Annotated in this window: 22 protein-coding genes and 1 pseudogene; 7 read left to right on the forward strand and 16 right to left on the reverse strand. The window is 75.6% G+C overall.

Annotation, left to right across the window (positions count from 1 at the left end; genetic code table 11):
• Positions 1-50 precede the first annotated feature (50 nt).
• The 4 genes from ACFVS0_RS18625 to ACFVS0_RS18640 all read right to left on the reverse strand — a co-directional run bounded on the left by ACFVS0_RS18625 (position 51) and on the right by ACFVS0_RS18640 (position 3868).
• Positions 51-1958 carry a rhamnogalacturonan lyase gene (locus ACFVS0_RS18625; protein ID WP_430588792.1) on the reverse strand — a complete coding sequence of 636 codons (1908 nt, stop codon included), beginning with the start codon at positions 1956-1958 and terminating at the stop codon, positions 51-53.
• A gap of 114 nt (positions 1959-2072) precedes the next feature.
• The gene (locus ACFVS0_RS18630; RefSeq protein ID WP_430588793.1) at positions 2073-2402 is read right to left on the reverse strand and encodes a cupin; all 330 of its coding nucleotides are present in this window, start codon (positions 2400-2402) and stop codon (positions 2073-2075) included.
• Positions 2403-2479: 77 nt separating this feature from the next.
• The gene (locus ACFVS0_RS18635; RefSeq protein ID WP_430588794.1) at positions 2480-3019 is read right to left on the reverse strand and encodes a hypothetical protein; all 540 of its coding nucleotides are present in this window, start codon (positions 3017-3019) and stop codon (positions 2480-2482) included.
• A 54-nt stretch (positions 3020-3073) separates the two neighbouring features.
• On the reverse strand, positions 3074-3868 hold the full coding sequence (locus tag ACFVS0_RS18640) for an HAD hydrolase family protein (RefSeq protein WP_430585561.1): 795 nt from the start codon (positions 3866-3868) through the stop codon (positions 3074-3076).
• A 115-nt stretch (positions 3869-3983) separates the two neighbouring features.
• On the opposite strand from ACFVS0_RS18640, the gene ACFVS0_RS18645 reads away from it, so the two are divergent.
• On the forward strand, positions 3984-4622 hold the full coding sequence (locus ACFVS0_RS18645; protein WP_430588795.1) for a maleylpyruvate isomerase family mycothiol-dependent enzyme: 639 nt from the start codon (positions 3984-3986) through the stop codon (positions 4620-4622).
• On the opposite strand, the gene ACFVS0_RS18650 is transcribed toward ACFVS0_RS18645, so the two are convergent.
• Positions 4619-5047, reverse strand: a complete 429-nt coding sequence (locus tag ACFVS0_RS18650; RefSeq protein ID WP_430550155.1) for a VOC family protein — start codon at positions 5045-5047, stop codon at positions 4619-4621. The genes ACFVS0_RS18645 and ACFVS0_RS18650 overlap by 4 nt on opposite strands.
• Before the next feature lie 71 nt (positions 5048-5118).
• Between ACFVS0_RS18650 and ACFVS0_RS18655 the strand changes: the two genes are divergently transcribed.
• Positions 5119-5706 (forward strand): TetR/AcrR family transcriptional regulator, encoded by a 588-nt coding sequence (locus ACFVS0_RS18655; protein WP_430588796.1) that lies wholly within the window; start codon positions 5119-5121, stop codon positions 5704-5706.
• Positions 5707-5730: 24 nt separating this feature from the next.
• Here ACFVS0_RS18655 and ACFVS0_RS18660 read toward each other — a convergent pair whose 3' ends face one another.
• The 3 genes from ACFVS0_RS18660 to ACFVS0_RS18670 form a co-directional block, all read right to left on the reverse strand.
• Positions 5731-7347, reverse strand: coding sequence for a UxaA family hydrolase (locus ACFVS0_RS18660; RefSeq protein ID WP_430588797.1), 1617 nt, complete (start codon positions 7345-7347; stop codon positions 5731-5733).
• On the reverse strand, positions 7344-8405 hold the full coding sequence (locus ACFVS0_RS18665) for a LacI family DNA-binding transcriptional regulator (protein WP_430588798.1): 1062 nt from the start codon (positions 8403-8405) through the stop codon (positions 7344-7346). The genes ACFVS0_RS18660 and ACFVS0_RS18665 overlap by 4 nt, the downstream gene beginning before the upstream one ends.
• Positions 8406-8534: 129 nt before the next feature.
• Complete coding sequence (locus ACFVS0_RS18670) at positions 8535-9245, reverse strand: rhamnogalacturonan acetylesterase (protein WP_430588799.1); 711 nt, start codon at positions 9243-9245, stop codon at positions 8535-8537.
• 170 nt (positions 9246-9415) lie between these two features.
• Here ACFVS0_RS18670 and ACFVS0_RS18675 point away from each other — a divergent pair, with 170 nt between their 5' ends.
• Genes ACFVS0_RS18675 through pntB form a run of 3 tightly spaced genes read left to right on the forward strand, consistent with a single transcriptional unit; the run spans position 9416 to position 12817 of the window.
• Positions 9416-9838 (forward strand): pyridoxamine 5'-phosphate oxidase family protein, encoded by a 423-nt coding sequence (locus ACFVS0_RS18675; RefSeq protein ID WP_430588800.1) that lies wholly within the window; start codon positions 9416-9418, stop codon positions 9836-9838.
• 10 nt (positions 9839-9848) lie between these two features.
• Complete coding sequence (locus tag ACFVS0_RS18680; RefSeq protein WP_430588801.1) at positions 9849-11399, forward strand: Re/Si-specific NAD(P)(+) transhydrogenase subunit alpha; 1551 nt, start codon at positions 9849-9851, stop codon at positions 11397-11399.
• Positions 11396-12817, forward strand: a complete 1422-nt coding sequence (gene pntB / locus ACFVS0_RS18685; RefSeq protein WP_430588802.1) for a Re/Si-specific NAD(P)(+) transhydrogenase subunit beta — start codon at positions 11396-11398, stop codon at positions 12815-12817. The genes ACFVS0_RS18680 and pntB overlap by 4 nt, the downstream gene beginning before the upstream one ends.
• Positions 12818-12847: 30 nt before the next feature.
• On the opposite strand, the pseudogene mqo reads toward pntB, so the two are convergent.
• The 6 genes and pseudogenes from mqo to eis form a co-directional block, all read right to left on the reverse strand.
• A pseudogene (mqo, locus tag ACFVS0_RS18690) lies at positions 12848-14407 on the reverse strand (malate dehydrogenase (quinone)); the annotation flags it as partial.
• 108 nt (positions 14408-14515) lie between these two features.
• Positions 14516-15241: a maleylpyruvate isomerase family mycothiol-dependent enzyme gene (locus ACFVS0_RS18695; RefSeq protein WP_430588803.1), complete on the reverse strand. Its 726-nt coding sequence runs from the start codon at positions 15239-15241 to the stop codon at positions 14516-14518.
• Positions 15238-15921 (reverse strand): pyridoxal 5'-phosphate synthase, encoded by a 684-nt coding sequence (locus tag ACFVS0_RS18700; protein ID WP_430588804.1) that lies wholly within the window; start codon positions 15919-15921, stop codon positions 15238-15240. Before ACFVS0_RS18700 ends, ACFVS0_RS18695 begins: the two co-directional genes overlap by 4 nt.
• Positions 15918-16511, reverse strand: coding sequence for a TetR/AcrR family transcriptional regulator (locus ACFVS0_RS18705; protein WP_430588805.1), 594 nt, complete (start codon positions 16509-16511; stop codon positions 15918-15920). Before ACFVS0_RS18705 ends, ACFVS0_RS18700 begins: the two co-directional genes overlap by 4 nt.
• Positions 16512-16543: 32 nt before the next feature.
• On the reverse strand, positions 16544-16990 hold the full coding sequence (locus tag ACFVS0_RS18710; protein ID WP_430588806.1) for a DUF2809 domain-containing protein: 447 nt from the start codon (positions 16988-16990) through the stop codon (positions 16544-16546).
• Positions 16991-17003: 13 nt separating this feature from the next.
• A complete protein-coding gene (eis, locus tag ACFVS0_RS18715; RefSeq protein WP_430588807.1) occupies positions 17004-18233 on the reverse strand; it encodes an enhanced intracellular survival protein Eis in 1230 nt (409 codons plus the stop codon).
• A gap of 61 nt (positions 18234-18294) precedes the next feature.
• Here eis and ACFVS0_RS18720 point away from each other — a divergent pair, with 61 nt between their 5' ends.
• Entirely contained in the window at positions 18295-19701 is a 1407-nt protein-coding gene (locus ACFVS0_RS18720; protein ID WP_430550142.1) for an MFS transporter, read from the forward strand.
• On the opposite strand, the gene ACFVS0_RS18725 is transcribed toward ACFVS0_RS18720, so the two are convergent.
• Positions 19685-20149, reverse strand: a complete 465-nt coding sequence (locus ACFVS0_RS18725; RefSeq protein ID WP_430588808.1) for a GNAT family N-acetyltransferase — start codon at positions 20147-20149, stop codon at positions 19685-19687. The genes ACFVS0_RS18720 and ACFVS0_RS18725 overlap by 17 nt on opposite strands.
• Positions 20150-20184: 35 nt before the next feature.
• Here ACFVS0_RS18725 and ACFVS0_RS18730 point away from each other — a divergent pair, with 35 nt between their 5' ends.
• Positions 20185-21201 (forward strand): DUF2804 domain-containing protein, encoded by a 1017-nt coding sequence (locus ACFVS0_RS18730; protein WP_430550140.1) that lies wholly within the window; start codon positions 20185-20187, stop codon positions 21199-21201.
• A 30-nt stretch (positions 21202-21231) separates the two neighbouring features.
• Here the strand turns inward: ACFVS0_RS18730 and ACFVS0_RS18735 are convergent, their stop codons facing one another.
• The gene (locus ACFVS0_RS18735; RefSeq protein ID WP_430550139.1) at positions 21232-21819 is read right to left on the reverse strand and encodes an HD domain-containing protein; all 588 of its coding nucleotides are present in this window, start codon (positions 21817-21819) and stop codon (positions 21232-21234) included.
• Positions 21820-21891 lie beyond the last annotated feature (72 nt).

The raw sequence follows: 21891 nt of genomic DNA on the forward strand, positions 1-21891 counted from the left end.
CTCGACCAGCGCAAGCGCGCCGCCCCCCTCCCCCCCGACCGGTCACCGCGTCAGTCCACCGTGGCGAAGCTGGGGTGCGGCGGCTGGTTGTACGCCGTGTTCTGCCACGCGACGGCCAGCCGGTACTGCCGGTCCTCCATGAGGGACGGGTGGGCGATGTCGGTCGGGATGTCCGTGGAGTAGATCCGCAGCGCGCTGGAGTCGGTCGTGCGGAAGACGACCTCCTCGCGCCAGTCGCCGAGGATGTCGGCCTGGAGCGCCGGCGTCGCCTTGGTGCCGTTGTTCGACGCGACCCCCTCGCCCGTGAGGAGGCGGGTGTCGCCGCTCGCGCCGTACTTGTCGATGTGGGTGTCGTCCAGCAGCTCGCGCTGCCCGTCGCCGTCCCACCAGATCACGAAGTTGGTGGAGCCGGGCTTACGACCCACCTCGGAGCCGTCCGTCGCGCTGCGCAGGCCGGAGACCTTGGACGACCACACCTCCGCCCCGGGGTTGTCGGCGGTGATGTCCGCGGCCACGCCGCGGCCGTTGTCGGAGCCGGCGGCCGGCGCGCTGGAGAGGATCCTGCCGGTGGCGGCGTCGGCCACCCAGTGCGCCGGGTCGCTGCCCGACTCCGAGGGCTTGAACACCTCGAGCCCGGGGTTCGACGGCACCAGGTCGCTCACGTGGTACGCGTCGCCGTGGTGGGTGCCGTTCTGCCACAGCCCGTACCCGTTGTCGTCGATCGCCATCGAGCCGTAGAGGATCTCGTCGCGACCGTCGTCGTCCACGTCGGCGATCGACAGCTGGTGGTTGCCGCGGCCCGTCCAGTCGGGCCCGTTGGTCGACGAGCTCGAGTCGAACGTCCAGCGGCGGGTGAGCGCGCCGTCGCGGAAGTCCCACGCGGACACGGCGGTCTTGGCGTAGTAGCCGCGCCCCATGACGATGCTCGGCCGGGACCCGTCGAGGTAGGCGGTGCCCGCGAGGAAGCGGTCCACCCGGTTGCCGTACGTGTCGCCCCAGTCGCCGACGTTGCCGCGGGCGGGGCGGAAGTCGACGGTGTCGAGCTCGGCGCCGTCGGTGCCCCGGAAGACCGACAGGAACTCGGGGCCGCTGAGCACGTAGCCGCTCGAGTTGCGGTGGTCGGCGGAGGCGTCGCCGATCACCTGGCCCGTGCCGGAGACGGTGCCGTCGCCGGTCTTCACCGCGACCTCCGCGGCACCGTCGCCGTCGTAGTCGTACACCTGGAACTGCGTGTAGTGCGCCCCGGCGCGGATGTTGCGGCCGAGGTCGACGCGCCACAGCCGTTCGCCGTCGAGCTCGTACGCGTCGAGGTAGACGTTGCCCGTGACGCCGGACTGCGAGTTGTCCTTGGCGTTGCTCGGGTCCCACTTGAGGACGATCTCGTACTCGCCGTCGCCGTCGAGGTCGCCCACCGAGGCGTCGTTCGCGGAGTAGGTGTAGCCGCTGCCGGCGGGTGGGACGTCGAGCGGGACGTCGAGCGAGCTCGCCTGCGCGCCCGCCACGGGCGCGAGGGTCAGGGACTCGCCGGCGACCTGTCCGGCGGCTCCCTCGGCGGACGGGTCGTCGGACCGTGCGGCCGCGGCGCGCGCCGCTCCGTCGCCGACGGCGACCACGGCGTAGCGGGCGTCGGCGGGGGCGCCGCGGTCGAGGAACGACGTCGCGCCGGTGACGGCCGGCCCGGGCACCCGGACGCCGTCGCGGTAGACGTGGAACGCGGCGTCGTCACGGTCGGCCGCCAGGAGGCGCCAGCTCACGCGGTTGCCGTCGGCGGTGGGCGTGCTGATCACCGCCCGGCCGCCGGGGGACGCGTCGGCGGACGCGGTCGGCGTCGTGGGCGCCGCGGCGGACGGCGCGTCCCCGGCGGCGAGGGCGGGGGCGGCGAGGGCGAGCGCGCACAGCGCTCCTACCGCGGCCGTGAGGGTGGTGGTGACTGCGGTCGTGCGGAGTGTCGGCAGCATCATTGCTCCGTTCCGGTTGAGACGATTCACACCGTTCGCGACCGAGGCTGCCAGAAACCGGTTGCCCACGTCACCCCCGGGTCTCACCAGATGGGATGCGGTGACGACGGGGCCTCAGGGCTTGGGGATGCTGGTGACCGTCGTGAGCAGGAAGACCGAGTCGTCGAGCGCGCTGACGGCGTGCCGCTCGTGCGTCAGCACGCGCAGCTGCCCGGCGCGGACCTCGTCGTCCCCGTCGAGCGCGGTCACGCGCACGCGCCCGTGCAGCACCAGGACGGACGCGGCCGGCGGGGAGTTGTGCTCGCCCAGCTCGATCCCCTCGACCAGCGCCAGGATCGTCTGTCGCAGCGGGCCGTCGTGCACGACGACCTCGGCGCTGCGTCCGTTCTCGGCCGCGCGGGCCTTGTCGAGGTGGGTCGTGGTGAGGTCGTCCAGGTCGGCCATCAGGGGCTCCGTCCGTCGGTCGGCACGCGGACCGCGTCGTCGTGGCCCGCCGACCTCACCGTACCCGGGGAGCGCGGTCAGCCGCCGCCCGTCCAGAGCACCTCGGCGATCATGTCGCCGGCCCCGTCGCCGCCGGCGAACAGGCTGATCAGGTGCTCTCCGGCCGGGCCCGACAGCCGCACCCGCCACCAGCCGTCCCCGAGCTCTGCGGCCGAGGCCTCGACCGCGCCCTCGACGGTGCGGACCGCGTCCCCCTCGACCTCCGTCACCGTGAGCTCGACGTCACCGTCGAGGGGGACGTGCACGAACAGCTCGGTGGCGTCGCCCACCGCCGGCGGGTGCTCGTCGAACCCGTCGGCGCAGCCCTGGTCGGCGCAGAAGGTGAACGGGTGGAGCAGCAGCGCCCGGTCGCCGTACCGCACCTCGAACGGCCGCGGCTGCACGATCCCCTCGGCGTCCGGGGGCCACCGTCCGTGCGTCGCCGTCGCGGTGGGGGACGGGACTCCCGACGGCGGCGCGCGGGGCGCCCCGCCCGGCGCGCACGCCACGAGCGCGCCCGTCAGCACGGCGGTGGCCAGTGCGACGAGCGCCAGGGTCCTCGGTGCAGTGCTCCTCATGTCCTCCCCGTGTCGCGACGGCACGCGACCTTGCGGCGCGGGGCGGTGACGACCTCAGACGTGGGCGGTCGTGAGCCCCAGCCGGGCGAACGCCTCCGCGACGCCGCCGCGTGCCGGGCCCGGCACGACGAGGTCCGCCTCGGCGAGCACCGCCTGCGGCGCGCCCTCGACGGCGACGGCCGTGCCCGCGTACTGGAGCATCTCGACGTCGTTGTACCCGTCGCCGACGCCGACGGCCTGCGCGGCGGTGAGCCCCAGGTGCTCCATCACGGCGGCCATCCCGACGGCCTTGTGCACCCCGGCCAGGTGGATCTCCCCGGCGTTGTCGCCCGTGTCCGCGTAGGACGAGGGGAGGATGCCGACCTCGGGGCCGAGCTCGGCGCGCAGCGCCGCGATCGGCACGCGGGAGTCGAAGTAGCTGATCTTCGCGTACCGGACGCCCGCGAGGTCGCCGGGCATCCGCAGCACGTCGAGGATCTCGTGGGGTGCCGCGTCCCCGCGGACCGCGAGCCGGGCGTCGAGCCCGACGGGGCCGTACACGGCCTCCGGCGCCTCCAGCAGGTACGCGACGTCGTGGGCGTCGAGCACGTGCCGCACGCGCGTCGCGAGGTCGTCGGGGAAGCGGAGGTCGGCCACGACCTCGCCGTCGAGCCGGACGAACGCCCCCGCCGTCGCCACGACGCCGTCGAACCCTGCCGCGAGGAGCGACGGCGGCAGCATCGACTCCGGGCGGCCCGTGCACAGCAGCACCCGGTGGCCGGCGCGCCGTGCGGCGCGCACGGCCTCCTCGTGCGCGGGCGGCACCGTGCCGTGGTCCGCGTAGGTGCCGTCCACGTCCAGGAACGCCACGCGCGCCCCGTCACTCTTCGAACCCGACACGGGTGCAGTCCTCCAGGCATTCGGCGTCGTCGTGGGCACCGTCGAGCCTAACCGCGGCGTGGGTGCCCCGTGGTTGGCTGGCGACGTGACGACGAGCACCGAGCGCGCCCGGACCTGGTCGATGATCCACGCGGAACGTGCGACGCTCGCCGACGAGCTCGGAGGGCTCGACGACGCGGCGTGGGCCGCGCCGTCGCTGTGCGGGGAGTGGTCCGTGCAGGACGTCGTCGCCCACCTCACGGCGGGCGCGAGCACCGGCCGGTGGGCGTGGCTGCGCAGCATCGCCGGGGCGCGCTTCGACGCCGGCGTGCACAACGACCGCCGGCTGGCGGAGCACCGGGGCGCCACGCCGGCCGAGACGCTCGCACGGTTCCGCGCCGTCACGACCAGCACCGTCGCGCCGAGCGGGCACACGGCCGCGTGGCTGGGCGAGGTCGTGGTGCACGGCCAGGACGTGCGCACGCCGCTCGGCCTGCCGCGCGCTCCGTCCCTCGCCGCGACCACCGCGGTGGCCCGCTTCTTCGTGGGCAGGGACTTCACGGTCCCGGGCCGGTCCGTGGCGCGCGGGCTGCGGCTCGAGGCGACCGACGGGCCGTTCGCGCACGGCGACGGACCGGTGGTCCGCGGCACCACCCTGGCGCTCGTGATGGCGCTGGCGGGCCGGCCGGCGTTCTGCGACCAGCTGACGGGCGAGGGGTTGCCGCGGGTGCGCGAGCGGGTCTAGGCGCCCGGGTCCTCGGCGCCCGCCCCGGCGTAGAGGGCGGCGAACTCCCCCGAGGGCGGGATCGGGGTGACGACGTCGACGAGCGCGCCGTCGGGCCCGGCCACGATGAAGTGCCGCTGGCCGAACTCCTCGTCGCGCAGCGGCAGCAGCACGTCGTGCCCGCCCGTCGCGAGGACGCGGGCGTGCACGGCGTCGACGTCGTCCACCTCGACGGTGACGAGCACGCCCGCCGCTCGCGTGCCGCGGGCCCGCTCGGGGACGGTCCCGTGGTCCGCGTCGACGACGGCGAGCTCCGCAGCGCCGGAGCGCAGGCTGACGTACCAGTCCGAGGAGAACGTCGGGGTCATCCCCAGCAGGTCGGCGTAGAAGCGCGCGGCGCTCGGGACGTCCGAGACGGCGAGGACGGGGTACAGGCTGGTGATCATGACGACTCCCGGGGCAGATACATACGACGTGTACGTATCTATACATTCACGGTGTCGGTAACCTGTCAACCATGCCGAGGAGATCGAGGGCAGAGAGCGAGGCGACGGCGGCCGCGATCCTCGCCGCCGCGCGCGGGCTGTACGCGGCGCGGGGGTACGCCGCCGTGGCCGTCGAGGAGGTCGCCGCCGCGTGCGGCGTCACCCGCGGCGCCGTCTACCACCACTACGGCAGCCGCGCCGGGCTGTTCGCCGCCGTGCACGCGGACGTGACCCGCGGCGTCGGCGCCGAGATCGAGCGCGCGACCGACGGTCTGAGCGACCCGTGGGAGAGCCTCGAGGCGGGCTGCCGCGCGTTCCTCGCGGCGGTCGTCGCCGACGACGCGCGGCAGGTCGTGCTGGTCGACGGGCCCGCCGTGCTCGGGTGGGCGCGCTGGCGCGAGGACGACGCCGCCAGCTCGGGACGGCTGCTGGACGAGGTGCTCGGCGAGCTCGCGGACGCCGGCCGCGTGCGCGCCCCCGAGGTCCCCGCCACGTCGGCCCTGCTGTCCGGGGCCATGAACGAGGCGGCCCTGTGGGTGGCCGCCTCGCCCGACCGCCACCGCGCCCTCGACCAGGCGTGGGCGGCGCTGCGCCGCCTGCTGCGGGGGATCGAGGACTGAGGGATCGGGACGGTCAGCGCCGCGTCACGTGACCGCGCCGAGCTGCCAGGGCACGAACTCGTCGGCCCCCAGGTCGAGCTCCTCCGAGACGGTCTGCTCGCCGGACGCGACGGCGAGGATCTTCTCGAACAGCTCCTCGCCCACCTCCTCGACGGTCAGCCCGGTCTCGACGATCCGGCCGGCGTCGAGGTCCATGTCCTCGCTCATGCGGCGGTAGGTGTCGGAGTTGGTCGCGACCTTGATCGACGGGGACGGCTTGCAGCCCAGCACCGACCCCCGGCCGGTCGTGAAGACGACGACGTTCGCGCCGCCCGCGACGATGCCGGTCACGGACACCGGGTCGTACCCGGGGGTGTCCATGAAGGTCATGCCGCGCTCGGTGACGGGTTCGGCGTACTCGTGCACGGCGACGAGGTCGGCGGTGCCGGCCTTGGCGACCGCGCCGAGCGACTTCTCGAGGATGGTCGTCAGCCCGCCCGCCTTGTTGCCGGGCGACGGGTTGTTGTCGAGGGTGCCGCCCCCGGCCGCCGCGTAGCCCTGCCACCAGTCGAGGCGGTCGAGCAGCCGCTGGCCCACCTCGCGCGAGACGGCGCGGCGCAGCAGCAGGTGCTCCGCGCCGAACACCTCGGGCGTCTCGGCGAGGATCGACGTGCCGCCCTGCGCGACGAGCAGGTCGGAGGCGTGGCCGAGCGCCGGGTTGGCCGTGATCCCGGAGAAGCCGTCGGAGCCGCCGCAGTTGAGCCCCAGCACCAGCTCCGAGGCCGGTGCCTCCTCGCGCCGCAGCGCGTCGATCGCGGGCAGCATCTCGGTGACGGCGGCGACTCCGGCGCGCACGGTGGCACGGATGCCGCCGGTGTCCTGGATCGTCAGCGTGCGCACGGGCAGGTCCGCGCGCAGCTCCAGACCGTCGAGCACGGAGGCGGCGGGCAGCATCTCGCACCCGAGCCCGACGACCAGCAGCCCGGCCATGTTCGCGTGCGACGCGTACCCGCGCAGCGTGCGCAGAGTGACCTGCGCGCCCTCCGACGTCGGGACCAGGCCGCAGCCGGTGTCGTGCGTGAGTGCGACGACGCCGTCGACGTGGGGATAGGCGTCGAGCACCGGACCGCGGAACTGGTCGGCGATCATCCGGGCGGTCGAGGCCGAGCAGTTCACCGACGTGAGGATGCCGACGTAGTTGCGGGTGCCCCAGCGGCCGTCCGAGCGGCGGTAGCCCTGGAACGTGCGGCGCGTCGTGGGCTCGGGGAGCGTGGTGCGCGCGGTGCCGAACTCGTACTCGCGGGCGCCGTCGTCCATGCCCAGGTTGTGCGTGTGCACGTGGTCGCCCGGCGCGACGTCCTTCTTCGCCCGGCCGATGGACTGCCCGTACTTGCGCACCTCCGTGCCCGCCGCGACGGGGCGGACGCCGAGCTTGTGGCCCCGCGGCAGGGTCGATCGGGTGGTCGCCTCGGCGCCGTCGGGCAGGCGCACGGTGGTGCCGGCGGGCACCTGGCGCGTCGTGACGGCGACGTCGTCGGCCGGGCGCAGCAGCAGCGCGACGTCGGCGAGGTCGACGACACCGGGCAGGGGCGGCTCGGCCACCGCGCCGGGCGCGGGGGTGGCCGCGAGCGGCAGCAGCGGGTGGTGCGGGGCGGTGCTCATCGGATCGCGACCTCGGGATCTGTGGTGGAGGGGAGGGGGGCTGCGGTGCCAGGGGGGGCGGGGGTGGCGGGTGCCGCGGGTGCGGTGGACGCGCGCACCACGAGCTCGACGGGCAGGCGGCGGTGCTCGGGCGCGATCCGCTCCGTCGGCCCCAAGCCGCCGGCCAGCAGGTCGACCGCGACGCGTCCGGCGCTGGCCAGGGGCACGGCGACGGTGGTCAGGGAGGGTGTCACGAGCGACGCGGCGGCGACGTCGTCGAAGCCGACGACCGACACGTCGGTGGGCGTGGCCACCCCGCGCGCGTGCAGCCGGGCCAGGACGCCGAGCGCGACGAGGTCGTTGAAGCACAGGACCGCCGTGGCGCCGGCGGCGAGCGCGAGGTCCGCGGCCTGGACGCCGCCCCCGTGCGTGGGCCGGAAGCTGCCGAGGTCGAGCACCGCGTCGCCGGTCGTGCCCGTCGAGAGCGTGGCCAGCGCCGCCCGGCGCTCGGCGTCCGACCACGAGGTGCGCGGGCCGCCGGCGTAGGCGACGACGTCGTGCCCGAGGGCACGCAGGTGGTCCAGCGCCTGGCGCACCCCGTCGGCGATGTCGAAGGAGACCGAGGGGGTGTCGGGCGCCTCGCGGTTGACGAGCGCGACCGGCCCGCCCGCCGACGCCAGGAGCGGGCCGAGGCGGTCGTGCGGCAGACGGGGGGAGCAGAGCACGAGGCCGTCCACCCGGTCGCCGAGCCGGGTGATGACGTCGGGCTCGACGGTGACGTCCTCGTCGGTGTCGGCGACGAGGACCTCGCGGCCCGTCTCCCGCGCCCGCGCCTGCACGCCCTTGGCGACCGCGGCGAAGAACGGGTTGGCGAGGTCCGGCACGACCAGGCCGACCGTGCCGGTGCTCCCGGTGGTCAGCGCGCGGGCCGCGGGGTGGGGCCGGTAGCCGAGCGACTCCGCGGCCCGGGCCACCTGTGCACGGTTGGCCGCCGACACGTGCGGTGCGTCGCTCATCGCGCGCGACGCGGTGGCGATCGAGACGCCCGCCGCGCGGGCGACGTCGCGGAGCGTGACCACGCGGTCCTCCCGGAGGTTCGACGGTACTGGAACCGGTTCCAGCGTGTTCCACACCCTACCCGGTGGGCGGGGCGCTGCGGAACGGGGGCGGGCCCCGGCGGGCTCGGCCGCCGGTCGCCGGAACGGGGGTCAGGCCGGGTCGGCGTCGAGCCAGCGGAACCACGGGTCGGGGACGTCCTCGTCCAGGCGGCGCACCTCGTCGTCCGCGAGCACGCCGGCGGTGAGGAGCCCCGTGGCGACGAGCCGGGCGACCGCACCCGCGCCCGGCGGGTTGAAGTGCGTGTCGTCGCGGCGCCCGTCGTCGGCGTGGAAGAAGAAGTGCAGGGTCCGCTCCGGGCCGAGCTCGTCCCACAGGGCGAGGGAGTCGCGCTGGACGTCCACCAGCGGCACGTCCTCGCGCGCGGCGAGGGCGCGCATCGCGTCGGGATACTCGCCGTGGGCGGGCACGGCCCGGCCCGCGTCGTCGAACCGGCGCCGCTCGACCGACGTCGCGAGCACGGGCCGCGCGCCCGCGGCGCGCGCGACGTCGACGAACCGGGCGAGGTGATCGGTGTACGACGTCCACGGCTCGGTGTGCCGCTCGGGGTCCTCGACCTTCGCGTCGTTGTGGCCGAACTGGATCACCAGGACGTCGCCCGCCCGCAGGTCGCGGGCCACGGCGTCGAGCCGGCCCTGGGCGACGAAACTGCGGGTGCTGCGGCCGTTGCGCGCGTGGTTGGCGACGGCGACGGCGTCGTCGAGGTAGTACGGCAGGGCCATCCCCCATCCGGTCTCGGGGGCGGCGGCACGGCTCTTCGGGCCGGCGGTGGAGTCGCCGGCGAGGTGGACGGTGCGGGTCATGCGGGTCCTCCGGGGTGGGCTGGGGCGGAGCGGGCAAGCGCTTGCCGGTCACCCTAGCGGGGGTGCGACGCGACGAGATCGCGTGCGTCCGCGCACGTCCAGGGCGTAGCGTCGGCGCCGAGCGACCGAACAGCGCCACCGACAGGCGCACCCACCCGGAGGAGTCAGCGATGCCCCGTCCGCCGTTCCCGGCCCCCGTGCTCGACATGCTGCGCCGCCCTCAGCCCGCCGTCATGGCGGTCTCCCGCGCCGACGGCAGCCCGGTCACCGCGGCCACCTGGTACGTCCTCGACGAGGACGGCGACGGCGCCGGGCGCCTGCTGCTGAACTTCGAGGACGGGCGCAAGCGCCTGGAGCACCTGCGGGCGAACCCGCAGGTGAGCCTCACCGTGCTGGGCGACAGCTGGTACACGCACGTCACGCTGCTCGGGAGCGTCGCCGAGTGGCGCGACGACGTCGACCTGACCGACATCGACCGTCTCTCGCGGCACTACGGCGGAGACCCGTACCCGGTGCGCGACCGCGCCCGGGTCACGGCGCTGGTCGAGGTCGACCGCTGGACGGCGTGGGGCGCCCTGGGCGACGCGCGCTGAGGGAGGCGTCATGCGACTCGGGTTCCCTCGGACGGCTGGCGCGGACCCGCGCCTCGTCGCCGTCACGCCTGACGCCGCCCGTCGCCTCGTCGACCTCGGCCACGACGTGGTCGTCGAGCCCGGGGTCGGGGACGGCGCACGGTTGCCCGCGCACGACTACGTGGCGGCGGGCGCCCGCGTCGCCGACCGCGCGGACGTGTGGGCGGCCGACGTCGTGGTCACCCTGCACCCGCCGGGCCTCGCGGAGCTCGACCTGATGCGGCCGGGCGCGACGCTGGTCGCCCAGCTCGCCCCGGCGACCGGTCCGGACCTGCTGGCGGCGCTCGCCGCCCGCGGCGTGACGGCGCTGGCCCTCGACGCGGTGCCCCGGATCTCGCGCGCCCAGGCGCTCGACGTGCTGTCCGCGCTGTCCAACGTGGCGGGCTACCGCGCGGTGGTCGAGGCGGCCGAGGAGTTCGGCGGCATGTTCACCGGCCAGGTGACGGCCGCGGGCAGCACGCCGCCCGCGCGGGTGTTCGTCATCGGCGCCGGTGTGGCGGGGCTGGCGGCGATCGGCACCGCCGTGAGCCTGGGCGCCGAGGTGCACGCCTTCGACGTGCGGCCCGAGGCGGCCGAGCAGATCGAGTCGCTCGGCGCCCGCGTCGTGCGCGCGGACGACGCCGTGCAGCAGGTCAGCGCGGACGGGTACGCGAGCGCGCAGAGCGCCGACCAGGAGGCGGCCGCCCTGCGCGCGTACGCGGAGCAGTCCGCGCAGGCGGACGTCGTCGTCACGACCGCCCTCGTGCGCGGCACGGCGCCGACGACGATCACGCGCGCGATGCTCGACGCGATGCGCCCCGGGTCGGTGGTCGTGGACCTGGCCGCGCCCGGCGGCGGCAACTGCGAGGACACGGTGCCGGGGCAGCGGGTGGTCACCGGCCGCGGCGTCGTCGTGCTCGGGTACACCGACCTGGCCGCACGCCTGCCGCAGCACAGCTCGCGGCTGCTCGGCACGGTGGTGGTCAACCTGCTCACGCTCCTGACGCCGGGCAAGGACGGGCGCCTCGTCCTCGACCTCGACGACCCCGTGCTCCGCGGGATGACCGTGACGCACGAGGGCCAGGTGACCTGGCCGCCCCCGCCCGTCGCGGTGTCCGCGGCACCCCCGCCCGTCGCCGAGACCACGGCGCCGCAGCCGGCCGCCGTCGACCCCGAGGCGGAGCGCCGTCGCCGCGCGGCACGCCGCACGGTGCTGGGCGCCCTCGGCGCCGTCGCCGCGGGCCTGCTGATCGCCGTCTCGCCGCCGGACGCCGTCGGGCACTACACGGTGTTCGCGCTCGCGGTGGTGGTCGGCTTCTACGTGATCTCGAACGTCACGCACGCCCTGCACACGCCGCTCATGGCCCAGACCAACGCGATCAGCGGCATCATCATGGTCGGCGCGCTGCTGCAGATCGGCGACTCCTCGCCCCTGGTCACGACGCTCGCCGTCGTGGCCGCGGCGCTCGCGAGCGTCAACGTGTTCGGCGGGTTCCTCGTGACGAACCGGATGCTGGGCATGTTCCGGCGGGAGGCGCCATGACGGTGACGTCGGTCGCGCAGGCCGCGTACGTGATCGCGGCGCTGCTGTTCGTGCTGTCGCTGGCGGGGCTGTCGGCACAGGAGTCCGCGCGGCGCGGCACGGTGCTCGGGATGCTCGGCATGGGGCTCGCGATCGTCGCCACCGTCGCGCTGGCGCTCGACCGGTCGCAGCGCCCGTGGCCCGTGACGGCCGGCCTGATCCTGCTGGTGCTGGTCGTGGGCGCTGCGGTGGGGTCGTGGCGGGCCCGGCGCGTCGAGATGACGCAGATGCCGGAGCTCATCGCGCTGCTGCACTCGTTCGTCGGGCTGTCGGCCGTGCTGGTCGGGTACGGCTCCTTCCTCGCCGAGCCCGCGGGTGCGGCGGCCGCGGGCGGCGACACCGTGCACCGCGTCGAGGTGTTCCTCGGCGTGCTCATCGGCGCGGTGACGTTCACGGGGTCGGTCGTGGCGTTCGGCAAGCTGTCGGGACGGCTGCCCTCGGCGCCGCTGACGCTGCCCGGCCGGCACGCGCTCAACCTGCTGGCGCTGGTCGCGTCCGCCGGCCTGCTGGCCTGGTTCGTCACCGCCGACGACGTGGGGTCCGCGCTCCTGCCCCTGCTGCTCATGACGCTCGTCGCGCTCGCGCTCGGGTGGCACCTCGTCGCCGCGATCGGCGGCGGGGACATGCCGGTCGTGGTGTCGATGCTCAACTCGTACTCCGGCTGGGCCGCCGCGGCGGCCGGGTTCACCCTCGGCAACGACCTGCTCATCATCACCGGCGCCCTGGTCGGGGCCTCCGGCGCGATCCTCAGCTACCTCATGTGCCAGGCGATGAACCGGTCGTTCTGGTCCGTCGTGCTCGGCGGCTTCGGCGCGGGCACGACGGGCGGCCCCGGCGGCAGCACGCAAGAGGCGGGGGAGGTGCGTGAGACGTCGCCCGACGAGGTGGCCGCGCTGCTCACCGCGGCGCGGTCGGTCGTCGTCGTGCCCGGGTACGGGATGGCGGTGGCCAAGGCGCAGCACCCGGTGGCGGACCTCGCCGAGCGGCTGCGGGCGCGCGGCGTGACCGTCCGGTTCGGCGTGCACCCCGTGGCGGGGCGGCTGCCCGGCCACATGAACGTGCTGCTGGCGGAGGCGCGCGTGCCCTACGACGTCGTCCTCGAGATGGACGAGGTCAACCCGGACCTGCCCGGCACCGACGTCGTGCTCGTCATCGGCGCCAACGACACCGTGAACCCGGCGGCGCAGGACGACCCGTCGTCACCCATCGCGGGCATGCCCGTCATCGAGGCGTGGAAGGCGCGCGACGTCGTGGTCTTCAAGCGGTCGCTCGCGACCGGCTACGCGGGCGTGCAGAACCCGCTGTTCTTCCGGGAGAACACCCGGATGCTCTTCGGCGACGCCAGGGAGCAGGTGGACAAGATCGTCCAGGCTCTCTGACGCCGCCGAGGAGGGGGAGCGCTCAGGTGCTCAGAGGCGGGAGTCCGCCTGCGACTCGTAGACCGCCGCGTCCAGGACGCCGTCGGCGTGCAGGTACGACGGCGAGTCGGGGACCGGCGTCGCGTCGATCGTGCTGGCGTCGGCGGGCACGCCGTCCAGGCTGGGCATGACCGAGGCGAGCTCGGGGCGCCACTTGGTGAACCGGAACGGGAAGCACTGCTCGAGCAGGTCGACCATCGCGGAGGCGGCGGTCGAGGCGCCCGGCGAGGCGCCCAGCAGGCCGGCGATGGAGCCCTCGGCGCCCGTGACGATCTCGGTGCCGAACTGGAGCACGCCCTTGCCGTCGGCGTCGCGCTTGATGACCTGCACGCGCTGCCCCGCCGTCAGCTTCTCCCAGTCCTTGGGGTGGGCGGTCGGCATGAACTGCTGGAGCGCCTGGAACTTCGTCTCGGGCGCGGCCATGAGCTGTCCGACGAGGTACTGCGTGAGGTCGAGGTTCTTGAGGCCGGCGCCGAGCATCGACGTCACGTTGTTGGCGCGCAGCGACGTGATCAGGCCCAGGTACTTGCCCTTCTTGAGGTACTTGGGGCTGAAGCCGGCGTAGGGGCCGAACATGAGGTAGGTCCGGCCGTCGACCACGCGGGTGTCGAGGTGGGGCACGGACATCGGCGGGGCGCCGACGTCGGCCTTGCCGTACACCTTGGCCTGGTGCTGCGCGACGAGCTCCGGGTCGTCCGTGCGCAGGAACTCGCCGGAGATGGGGAAGCCGCCGAAGCCCTTGATCTCGGGGATGCCGGCCGACTGGAGCAGGGGGAGCGCGCCGCCGCCGGCGCCGACGAAGACGAACTTCGCGGTGACGGTGCTGGTGCGGTTCCGCGCGTTCCAGGAGCGGTCCTTGACGCGCAGGCGCCAGCGGCCGTCCTTGGTGCGCTTGAGGCTCTTCACCTCGTGCTGGAGCTTGAGCTCGGCGCCGTTCGCGACGAGCCCGTCGACGAGCTGGCGGGTGAGGTTGCCGAAGTCGACGTCGGTGCCCGAGGTCGCGCGGGTCGCGGCGATCGGCTCGTCGGCGTCGCGGTCGGTGGTCAGCAGCGGCGCCCAGCGGCCGATGGTGGCGCGGTCGGTGCTGTACTCGAGGTCGCGGAACAGGGGGTGCACGTGCAGCGTCTCGTAGCGGCGGCGCAGGTAGTCCACGTTCTTCTCGCCGCGCACGAACGTCATGTGCGGGGTCTTGCTGAGGAACGAGTCGTCCTTGATGCGGCCCGTGGCGAGCAGGTGCTGCCACAGCTCGCGCGAGATCTCGAACTGCTCGTTGATCGCCACCGCCTTGGTGATGTCGATCGAGCCGTCCTTGCGCTCGGGCGTGTAGTTGAGCTCGCAGAGCGCGGCGTGCCCGGTGCCCGCGTTGTTCCACGGGTTGGAGGACTCCTGCGCCACGTCGTCCAGGCGCTCGTAGATCCGGATGGACCACGACGGCTCGAGCTGCTGGAGCAGCGTGCCGAGCGTGGCGCTCATGATTCCGCCGCCGATGAGGACGACGTCGACGTCGGCCCCTGTGGGGGCCCCAGCAGTCGTAGCACTCGAAGTCACCGGGTCACCATACGCCGCGCGTGAAAACTGTCACAAAGAATGAGAGCAACCTCACACGAGCCTCTGACCTGCAGTGACGTGGGTCACACCCGTGGCGGGCGCCGCCGCAGGTCAGGGCTTCGGGGTCGCCGACGACGGCCACGGGCCGAGGTCGGGCAGCGGCACGGCGGCGCCGTCCCGGAGCGCTGAGACGGGGCCCGAGGGGGTGCGCCCGGCGAGCCACGCGGCGACGTCGCGCGGGTCGCCGGCGAGCTCCAGCCCCGCGCCGTCGGCGCCCTCGGGCTCCGGCAGGCGCACGGCGAGGAAGTCGCGCAGGTGCGCGCAGAACGCGTCGTCCCAGGAGCCGTACCCCACCGCCGCGCCGAGGCCGGCGGTCGCATCGACCGCGTGGATGCGGGCCTCGCGCCACCAGGCGAGCAGGGCGTCCGCGAGGACGCCGTCCCGGTACGCCACCGGCGCGGCCCACAGCGCGTCGTCCGGCGCGGGCCAGGCCGCCACGAGCCGGGCCCGCGCCACCTCCAGCGCGGCCGCGTGCTCGGTAGTGGTGCGCCCGGCGCCCGCCTCGATGTCGGCGTTCCGCCCGGCGGGACCGCCGTCGTACGGGGCGACCGTCTCGCCGCGCGCGGCGTACTCCGCCTGGCGGGCGAGGGCGGCGGCCACGTTCGTCACGTGCGACAGCACGTGCCCGCGGGTCCACCCGTCGAGGGGGGACGGGTCGGCGCCCGCGCCCTCGGGCAGGGCGCGCACGACGTCGATCAGGGCGGCGAGGGCGTCGTCGGCGTCGGCGAGGGCGTGCGCGAGGTCGGGGGTCCGCGCGTCGGTGTCGGTGGGGCTCACGGCCACAACAGCTCCTTGGTCCAGGCGGTCTCGGTGCGGGCGGGCGGTGCGTCGGTGCGGTAGCGGAGGCGGGACTGGCCCTTGTCGTCGCTCGCCGCCCAGAACTCGACGGCGACGGGGGTCAGCACCCAGGCGGTCCACGCGGGGGCGACGGCGTCGGGGTGCTCGCGCGCCTCGTCCAGGCGGCCGGCGAAGGCGTCCCAGTACTCCTGGCGGGAGCCGAGCGGCTCGCTCTGGTGGCCGACGAGCCCGGCGGCGCGCGAGCCGTCCGGGCGGGCGCGGAAGTCGGCCGCACCGGCCTCGGCGCCTGCGGAGGTCGCCCGGCCGGTGACGCGGACCTGCCGGCCGAGGTCCCGCCAGAACACGGTGAGCGCGGCGTGCGGATTCTCGGCGACGTCGCGGCCCTTGGGGCTGGTCGCGTGCCCCGCGAACCACCAGCCTTCGGCGGTGACGTCCTTGATCACCAGGGTGCGCGCGTGCACGCGGCCCGCGGCGTCCGCCGTCGAGAGGGTCGCCGCGTGCGGGGCGCCGACGCCGGCGGCGAGCGCGTCGTCGAACCACTGCGCGAAGAGCTCCTGCGGCGTGGCCGGGGCGGTGGCGAGGTCGTCCAGGTCGACGCCGAACGGCGGCAGGCCGGGCGGGAAGGTCGGCAGGGCGCGCAGGCGCTCGCGGAAGGTCACGCGGTCTCCTCGGTGGGGTCGGTGTCCCGCCCGTCGGGCAGGTCGGTCAGGAGCGTCACGAAGCCGCGCACGGCGGCCCGCATCGCGTCGGGGTCGCCGGTGGCGCGGGCGAGCACGTAGCCGCCCTGCACGATCGCGACGGCGGCGTGCGCGCGGTCACGGGCGACGTCGTCCGGCAGCCCGGCCCCGCGCAGGGTCGTGGCGACGGCGTCGAGCAGGCGGACGAAGTAGGCGGTGACGACGTCGCGCAGGCCGTCGTCGTCCATGACGGCCTGGTCGCTGGTGAGGCGGCCGACCTTGCAGCCCGCGAGCGCGTCGCGAGGGCGCTCGAGGTACGCGACGACGCGGTCCAGGGCCGGCGTCGTGCCCTCCAGGTCGCGGCGCGCCGCGGTGAGCGCGCCCTCGACGGTGGCGCCGACGGCGGCCGCGGCGAGGTCGTGCTTCGTGGGGAAGTGGTGGTAGAGGCTGCCCTGCCCCACCCCGCTGGCGGCCAGGACCTGGCGAGGGCTGGTGGCGCCCACGCCCTGGGCGGCGAACATCTCCTGCGCGGCGGCGACGAGCCGGTCGCGCGCATCGGTCGGCGTGCTCATGCCGCCACCATACCTACCTCTAGGTATGGTGGCTACCCCTGGCGCTCCGTCCCCGCGCGCCGGCCCCGGGAGACGGCGCGCGCGACGGCGACGCCCGCGACCGCGCCGAGGACCGCGCCCGCCGCGCACCAGAGCAGGCCCGCCGGGGAGAAGGCGGCGTCGAGCACCGGGGCCAGGGGCGGCCACCGCTCGGCGAGGGCCTGCGGCAGCGACGTCAGCCGCAGCAGCTCGACCGCCGCGCAGAGCGCGAACCCGACCAGCCCGGCCGTGAGCGCCCGCGTCCGCGGGCGCACGACCAGGACGAGGACCGCGACGAGGGCCGCCGCCAGCACGTCCCCGAGCGGGCCGCCGACCGGCTCGGGCAGCCGGTGCTCGGCCAGGCGCCCGAGGCGCGCGACGACGACCGCGAGCAGGAGCAGCGCGAGCCGGGGCGCCAGCGCGCGGGACAGGGCGGCGGGGAAGCGGGCGGGTCCGGGCATCCGGGGCCGGGCCTCAGAAGTAGTCGCGCACGTGCACCTGGCGGCCGCCCCACAGGGCGTCCCAGACGGCGTCGTGCGCGGCGGGCCCCGAGGCGCCGCCCGCGAGCCGGGCGTTCGCCGTCGACTGCGCGCCCGCCCACGTCGCGGCCAGCCCGGCGGACGTGAACGTCAGGCGGTCGGACGGGGTGGCGTCGTCGTCGGGCGTGACGCGCACCGCGCCGTCGGCGGCCTCGAGGGTCCACGCGCCCTCGAGGTCAGGCGTCCGCGGGTCGACGACGGCGAACGGCACGCGGGCCGGCACCGGCGCCACCCGGGTGGCGCGGAGCGCGCCGGGCACGTCGAGCAGGCGCAGCATGTACGGGCGAGGTGCCGAGGTCGCCGCGTGGTCGGGCAGCGCCAGGCGCGAGACGTCGACCCCCGACCAGCCGCCCGACGTGCAGACCTGCACCCAGCCCGCGACGGACGCGAACGAGGCGAGCACCCGCCACAGGACGCGGGCCGCGTCGGGGGTGAGCGCGACCAGGTCGTCGACCTCGATGGTGTTGGTGCGGTCGTAGCCCGGGCCGCGCGACCAGCTCGCGAAGCCGAGCACCTCCTCGGCTGCCCCCGTGCCGCGCACGGCGAGGCTGACGCCCGTGTAGTCGGCGTCGGGGCCCACCAGGTCGTCGGCCTCCATCGTGAACGGGGTCTCGGCCCGGGAGACCGGGCCGTTCTGCGCGGAGGCCCACGCCTCGTACACCCGCCGGACGGCGGGGACGTCGGCAGCGGTGGCGCGCCGGGCGCGCACGTCCCCGGCGGGCCGGGGCACGGCCGCGAGGGCCGCCATCGGGATCCGCACGTCCTCGAACGCGCCCACCACCTCGTAGCCCAGCCCGCGGTAGATGCCCGCCGAGGACGGGTACAGCGTCGAGACGACGTCGCCCAGGTCACGGGCCTCCGCGAGCGCGGCCTCCATCAGCGGGCGGAGCAGGCCGGAGCCCCGGCGCTCGGCGGCGACGGTGACACCGGCGAAGCCCGCGGTCGGCAGCCGGGCGCCGTGGAACCAGGACGTGAACGACCGGACGCCCAGCCCCGCGACCACCTCGCCGTCGTCGGTCGCGACCCAGGGCCGGATGTTCGGCAGCGGCCAGGCCGCCGGGTCGGGATCGGGTGCGGGCGTGGACGGGACGCCGAACGCCTCGGCGCCGAGGCGCCGCGATGCGGGGACGTCGGTGATGGCGGTGCGCCGGAACTCGAGGGTCACGCCGGCGACGCTAGCGCCCCACGACCGGCGCGTCACCGCCATTGCGCCGTACCGTGATCCGGTGAGCACACCGTCCGTGCCCGACGCGGCGCAGGCCCGGCTGCGCAGCCGCGTCCTGGTGGTCGCGATCCTGGCGTCGTTCGTGTCGTTCCTCGACGGCACGGTCGTGAACGTGGCGCTGCCCGCCATCGGCGACGAGCTCGGCGGCTCGGGCGAGGCGCGGCTCAGCCTGCAGCAGTGGGTGGTGGACGGTTACCTGGTCACCCTCGGCTCGCTCATCCTGCTCGCCGGGTCGCTGTCGGACCTGTACGGGCGGCGCCGGGTGCTCGTCGCGGGACTCGTGGGGTTCGCCGCGGCGTCGGTGCTGTGCGCGCTCGCGCCGACCGGCCCGGTGCTCGTGGGCGCCCGCCTGCTGCAGGGGGTGGCCGGGGCGCTGCTGGTGCCGAGCTCGCTGGCGCTCATCATCTCGACGTTCGACGGCGAGGCGCAGGGCCGCGCCATCGGGCGGTGGACGGCGTGGACCGGCACGGCGATGATCGTCGGCCCGTTCGTCGGCGGCGGCCTGGTGGACCTGCTGTCGTGGCGGTGGGTGTTCTGGATCAACCTGCCGGTCGTCGTCGTCACGCTCGTGCTGCTGCGGCCGGTGCCGGAGGTGCGGCAGACCACCGGCCGCCGGCTCGACGTGCCGGGCGCCGTGCTTGCCGCGACCGGCCTCGCGGCGGGCGTGTACGGGCTCATCGAGCGGACGTGGGCCGCCGTCGCGGTCGGGGTGGTGCTCCTGGTCGCGTTCGTGGTCTACGAGCGGCGCGCGCGGGACCCGATGATGCCGCCGCGCCTGTTCGCCGCGCGCAACTTCGCGTGGGGCAACGTCGCGACCTTCGCCGTCTACGGCGCGCTCTCGCTCGGCGGGTTCGTGCTCGGCCTGTTCCTGCAGCAGGTGGCGGGCTGGTCGGCCACCGCCGCCGGCGTCGCGCAGCTGCCGTCGACCCTCGCGATGCTCGCGCTGTCGACGCGGTTCGGCACCCTGGCGGCCCGGTACGGGGCGCGGTGGTTCATGACGATCGGGCCGGTGGTCGCGGGCGCCGGCTACCTGCTGCTGCTCACGATGGACGCGGACGCGACCTACGTGACGCAGGTGCTGCCGGGGCTGCTGGTGTTCGGTCTGGGGCTGTCCATCACCGTCGCGCCGCTGACCGCCGCGATCCTGGGCGCCGCCCCGGCCGCCGACGCCGGCATCGCCTCGGCGGTGAACAACGCCGTCTCGCGCGTGGCCGGGCTGCTGACGGTCGCGTTCGCCGGCGTCATCCTCGGCGGGGTGCTCGACGTCGCGTCGTTCCACCGCGCGCTGCTGGTCACCGCGGGGCTGCTCGTGCTCGGCGGGCTGGTGAGCATGGTCGGCATCCGCGACGTGCGCCGTCCGGAGGCCGCGGAGGGCGAGCCGGGCCCCGGCGTCACAGCGGGAGCTTGAAGCCCTCGTGCGACTGCGCGTAGCCGAGCGACCGGTAGAACCGGTGCGCGTCGGGCCGCTGCTTGTCCGACGTGAGCTGGGCCAGCACGCAGCCGCGCTCGCGGCCGCGCTCGTGCGCGTGCTCCATGAGCGCGCGGCCCAGCCCCTGGCCGCGCAGCGCGGCGTCGACGCGCACCGCCTCGACGAGCAGGCGCGTGGCGCCGTTGCGGGAGATGCCGGGCACGAACGTCAGCTGCATGACGCCGACCACGGCGCCGTCCAGCTCGGCGACGACGAGCTCGTCGTTCGGGCTGGCCTCGACCGCCTCGAAGCCCGCCACGTGCGCGGGCCCGAACACGCCGGTGCGGGAGGCGGCGACGGCGTCGTCGGCGATGAGCTCGACGACACGCGGCAGGTCGTCGCGGGTCGCGAGGCGGAAGGTGACGGCGGAGGCGGGGGAGTCGGGCACGCCCGGACGCTAGCAGGCGGCGCTAGCCTCGCCCCGTGACCGAGCGCGAGATCGTCGCCGACCTGCCCCTCTGCCTCCCCGACGGGCGCCTGGACCCCGACGCCGTCGGCTGGTCGCGCGTGCCCCTGCACGACACGTCCGGCATCGGACGCGGCCTGCGCGGGCTGGGCCGGAACAAGCGGTGGGAGTACTGGGCGGTCGTCACCGCGGACCACGTCGTCGCGCTCACCACGTCCGCGCTGGACTACGCCGCGCTGCACCAGGTGTGGGTGCTGGACCGGGCGACCGGCGAGGAGGTCGACGCCGTCGCGATCGCGCCGCTGAACCGGTCGGCGACGCTGCCCGGCCGCCTCGGCGCCGGCCCCGTCCGGTCGCGCACGCGTGCGGTGGCGATCGCCGTCGACGAGGGGGTCGGCGGCACGCGCCTGCGTGCCCGGACGCCGCGCGTGGACCTCGACGTGACGGTGTCCCGGCCGGCGGGCCGGGAGCTGCTCGGGGTCGTGGTGCCCTGGTCGGACCGGCGGTTCCAGTACACCGTGAAGGACGTGGGTCGGCCCGCCACCGGCCGGCTCCGGCTCGACGGCGTCGAGCACCCGGTCGCAACGGGGGCGTGGGCCGTGCTCGACCACGGGCGGGGCCGCTGGCCCTACCGCGCCGCCTGGCAGTGGGGCGTGGGGTTCGGCCGGGGCGTCGACGCCGACGGCGCGGGGCACGAGGTGGCGCTGCAGCTCGGCGGGACGTGGACGCGCGCCGGCGCGACCACGGAGAACGGGGTGCTCGTCGACGGCCGCCTGCACAAGCTCCACGACGAGCTCGACTGGACGTTCGACCGCCGCGCGTACACCGCGCCGTGGCGGGTGCGCGGCGAACGGCTGGACCTCGCCTTCGTGCCCGCCCACGACCGCGTGAGCCGCACCCAGCTCGGGGTCGTGGCGTCGTCCACCCACCAGTGCTTCGGCACCTGGTCGGGCTGGGTCACGACCGACGCCGGCGTGCGCCTCGACGTCGACGGCCTCGACGGCTGGGCGGAGGACGTCGCGCAGCGCTGGTGAGCGTCGCAGCGTCGTCGGCGACCGCGACGGTCAGCGCACCCGGTCGGCTCCGCCCGCGGCGACGTAGGCGGCCACGACGGACGCGGGCTTGCGCGCGGCCTGGTCCCGGAGGCAGGCGCTGAACGTGTCGCGGAAGTCGAGCCGGGGCCACCGGGCCTCGAGGTCCGCGCGGAAGGCCGTGGGCCAGTGCTCGAGCCCGCGGCCGCTGACGTCGGCGCCGGTGGACCGGGCGAGGAGATGCCCCTCCGGGCGCTCGCCCGGCGGGACGTCGGCGTCGTCGAGCATGTGGTCGACGACCGCCCGCGCCGCGCGGTCACGGCGCTGCGTGCTCCAGCCGGCGCCCGCGGTGACCGCCCAGGCCACGTTGCCGCCCGCGACCTCGAACGGCTCGGCGTGCGCGTCGAACCCGGCCGTGAGGCCGGCGTCGTGCAGGAGGCCCGCGACGGCGAGCACCTCGTCGTCGACGGGGAGGGCCAGCTGCCGGCCGAGGTCGACCGCCAGCAGCGTGGACCGTACGGCATGGTGCACGAGCGCCGCGGGGGAGAAGCGGACGAGCACCTCGAACGCGGCGGTCACGGGCGCGGTGCGGGGAAGGTCGTCCGGAAGGGCTGGGGTCATGTCGTCGGACACTAGCCCGGCGGCGCCTTCTGCCGGCGGCAGAAGGCAGGGCGCGGGGCGTGCGGGTGCGTC

It is taken from the genome of Isoptericola sp. NPDC058082 (genome assembly GCF_042885055.1).
Classification (GTDB): Bacteria; Actinomycetota; Actinomycetes; order Actinomycetales; family Cellulomonadaceae; genus Isoptericola.